This window comes from Methyloceanibacter sp., assembly GCF_035650995.1.
In the GTDB taxonomy this organism is placed as follows: domain Bacteria; phylum Pseudomonadota; class Alphaproteobacteria; order Rhizobiales; family Methyloligellaceae; genus Methyloceanibacter.
The window spans coordinates 1-3,297 of the sequence record NZ_DASRGO010000018.1 but is presented as its reverse complement, the minus strand read 5'-3'; the positions used below and the strand labels follow the sequence as shown (position 1 = coordinate 3,297).

Below are 3,297 nucleotides of genomic sequence, written 5' to 3'. Positions count from 1 at the left end.
TTCATGCACGCGGCATTGAGCACTCGGGCGGCACCGGAGCTCCCCCCGGACCCAATAAGAGGTCCTGCCAGGAGCTGGCTGAGAGTCCCCGACGTGATCGGGGATGAAGCGGGGCCCGCAGCCGGAAGACGCCGCAAATGAGCATGCGCTTCGGCGTGCGCGGAAGCTTGCGTTATGCGCTCAAGCAGCGCGAAGCGCGGTAGCGCACTTCAAAAGAGCGCTTGCTGGCGCGCCGAGAGGCGCCCGCCGTGTCTCCCGAAAGGAGGCGCGGACACCATAGGTTTGCGCTTTTCGGCGCGCCATCCCCCTCACCTCAGGTCAAGCCCGAGGGCATGAGGGGAAGCTCTTTGACATGACCTCGCGCCTTCCAGCGTCGAGGCGTTGAATCCTGCCCGAGTGGACGCAGAAATTGCACACCCCACGGATATTGATCGCTTGAGTAGTACGATCCCGGCAAGCCGCCGGCGATAAGGAACAGATGGGTCATTCAGCCGTTGGCCTTGTGGTTAAGACGGCGGGCCAAAATTGGAAGGAGACGAACGAATGCGGCGTGCAATGAACGCGATCCTCGTGAGCGCAAGCATCCTTGTGCTGACGAGCGTCGGCGCTCTGGCGGAGCCTAAATCAAGCCCCGACCAAGGCGCGCAGGCAGGCCCGAGTGAGGGCATGCCTTCAGCCTCGCCGGGAGCGGCCCAGTCGAGCGAGCAGTCAGGTGCGCAAGGCGGTCCCAAGGGTGGCCAGCATATGGGCGAGGCCGGTAAAGGCGAGCAGCCCGGACTTTCCGGACAGTCGGCCGGCAGTGCGGAGCAGCAAGGCCAGTCGGGCGAAGGCGGCAAGAAGGCAGGCAAGGCTGCCGAGAATGCCCCGGAGCCGTCGGGTTCAGGCAACAATGCCTCGGATCAAACTAGCCCGAACAAGTCCAAGCAGGGTCAGGCCTCGGATGAGAAATCCAACAAGTCCATGCAGGGACAGGCTTCGCAGGACAAGACTGAAGGCAAAGCTGGTGCCAAGGCCGAGACGCAACAGTCTGGCGGCACCGTATCCGGCCAAGCCGAGACCGGCGGTCAGTCCAAAACCGAGGCCAGCGCCAGCATCGAGACCAAGGACGTTGAACGCATAAGACAGCATTTTACGGAAAACAGGACAGAGCTGACCAAAGTCACGAGGGTTGAGAAATCTGCCGTGTCCGTCTCGGTCGGCGTGGTCGTGCCGCAGACCATCACGCTCTACGACCTCCCCCCGGACATCGTGATCCATGTCCGCACGGGGTGCGAAGTGAAGTACTTCCTGTGGGGGCCTGATCTCGTCCTTGTCGATTCCTGCAATCACAAGGTCGTCGAGATCATCACCAACATCGCTTAAGCATTCTTACTTAGGCGTGCTCGAGGGGCGGTCCGATCGGGCCGCCCCTTCTTTGCATTGGCGTGCCGAGAGGCGAATGACCTCCCGCTCGCGACGCTCAATCTCGCCCGCGCATTTCCGCAAAGCATGACCAGCCGCCGGTTGAACCCAAGGCTCCCTCTCTCCATAATGGGGCGGTTGCGGCGCCGCGGAGGCGGAGAGTTCATGACGGCCAACGCTCGTATGACCGCCTTCGCCGTGGCGCTGTCGGCCGCCTCGCTGTGCGCCTCGGCGTCTCCGGCTTCAGCCGAGGACACCGGCCAAGGCAATCCCGGCGATCAAGGCTTCAAAGGCGTGGTCGCGCCGGCGCGGTCCAACGACATCGCCCCGCCCTTCGACGGCCAGGTCGTCGAAATCCACTTCAAGCCCGGCGAATATGTGGAGAAGGGCAGGCTCCTGTTCACCCTCGACTCGAAGAAGGAGGAGCTCGCGCTCGAGCGCGACAAGGCGCAGCTCCTGCGCGCCGAGGCCGAGCTTCGCATCGCCGAGGTGACGCTGAACAAGAACAAGGAGCTGTGCAAGAAGAACGTCGTCTCAGAGCTGCATTGCCTGGAGCTCGAGGCGCAGAGGGATATCGCCGCGGCGGCGGTCGCCGAAGCCGGCGTTGCCGTGCGGGGCGACGAGATCAAGATCGCCGACACGAAGCTCTATGCGCCGTTCGCCGGCGTCATGAGCCGCCCGGCGGTCGCCGAAGGCGCCCGCATCGACGAGCAGACCACCATGGCCACGATCTCCGAGCTCGACCCGATCCTGATCAAGGCCTACGTGCCCTATAAGATCTACGCCGAGCATTTGAAGCTTCTCGAGCCCGGACAGAGCTTCAATCGCGGCGACGCGCTCGACCGCATCGAGGTCAAGGTCACGCTGCCGACCGGGGAGACGCTGCCGCAGACCGGAAAGCTCGCCGGCGGCGGCTACGAATTTGATCCGCAGACGCAAGCCATGGAAGTGCTGGTCGAGATCGACAATCCCAACCTGCTGCTCCGGCCCGGCCTCGCGGTCACCCTGGAAGCGAACCGCACGCCCGAGTAGAGGCTGATGGCTTCGTTGTAACGCATGCCTGAGCGGTGCAACGGAGGCGCCCATCAACTTTCCCGCCATTTCCGCGCATTGCCACTCAAGGCCAAACCCACTAGATCAAGCCGATGATCAGCCTCGCCAATCCGACCCGCTTTCTTGCCTTCGTGGGCCGCATCCTGCCTTGGCTTGCCGCGGCGACGCTCATTCTGCTCGGGCTCGGTCTTTATCTTGCGCTGTTCGTGGCGCCGCCCGACTACCAGCAGGGCGAGACGGTGAAGATCATGTTCATCCACGTGCCGGCGGCGTGGCTCGCCATGTTCGGCTATATGCTGATCGCCGTCTCCGCGCTCGGCACGCTTATCTGGCGCCACCCGCTCGCCGACGTGTCGGCCAAGACCGCGGCGCCCATCGGCGCCACCTTCACCTTCATCGCGCTTCTCACCGGTTCGCTGTGGGGCAAGCCGATGTGGGGCACCTATTGGGTGTGGGACGCGCGGCTCACCTCCGTGCTCGTGCTGTTTCTGCTCTATCTCGGACTGATCGCTCTATGGAACGCGATCGAGGAGCCGGGCCGCGCCGGCCGCGCCGCCGCGATCCTCGCCCTGGTCGGCGCCGTTAACATCCCCATCATCCATTATTCGGTCGTGTGGTGGAACACGCTGCACCAGCCGGCGAGCGTGTTCCGCCTGGGCGGCCCGACCATTGCGCCCGCCCTTCTCGTTCCGCTCCTCGTCATGGCCGTCGCCTTCACGCTCCTCTTCGTGCTTTTGCATCTGATCGCCATGCGCGCCGAGATCCTGCGCCGCCGCGTCGAGGCGCTGCAGCGGACGCGCATCGAGGAGATGGCGCTTGCCGGAGCTTGAGCATGCCCGATCT

General features: G+C 64.2%; 3 protein-coding genes. All 3 read left to right on the top strand.

Annotated elements, in window-relative coordinates:
* Positions 1–555: 555 nt before the first annotated feature.
* The 3 genes from VFB18_RS01245 to VFB18_RS01235 all read left to right on the top strand — a co-directional run bounded on the left by VFB18_RS01245 (position 556) and on the right by VFB18_RS01235 (position 3,284).
* Entirely contained in the window at positions 556–1,362 is an 807-nt protein-coding gene (locus VFB18_RS01245; RefSeq protein WP_324970460.1) for a DUF1236 domain-containing protein, read from the top strand.
* A 204-nt stretch (positions 1,363–1,566) separates the two neighbouring features.
* Positions 1,567–2,433 (top strand): efflux RND transporter periplasmic adaptor subunit, encoded by an 867-nt coding sequence (locus VFB18_RS01240; RefSeq protein WP_324970459.1) that lies wholly within the window; start codon positions 1,567–1,569, stop codon positions 2,431–2,433.
* A 113-nt stretch (positions 2,434–2,546) separates the two neighbouring features.
* The gene (locus VFB18_RS01235) at positions 2,547–3,284 is read left to right on the top strand and encodes a heme ABC transporter permease (RefSeq protein WP_324970458.1); all 738 of its coding nucleotides are present in this window, start codon (positions 2,547–2,549) and stop codon (positions 3,282–3,284) included.
* Positions 3,285–3,297: the final 13 nt, after the last annotated feature.

Coding starts and splice junctions, on each gene's coding strand:
- VFB18_RS01240 (WP_324970459.1), top strand. CDS start 1,567: ATGACGGCCAACGCTCGTATGACCGCCTTCGCCGTGGCGCTGTCGGCC.
- VFB18_RS01235 (WP_324970458.1), top strand. CDS start 2,547: ATGATCAGCCTCGCCAATCCGACCCGCTTTCTTGCCTTCGTGGGCCGC.
- VFB18_RS01245 (WP_324970460.1), top strand. CDS start 556: ATGAACGCGATCCTCGTGAGCGCAAGCATCCTTGTGCTGACGAGCGTC.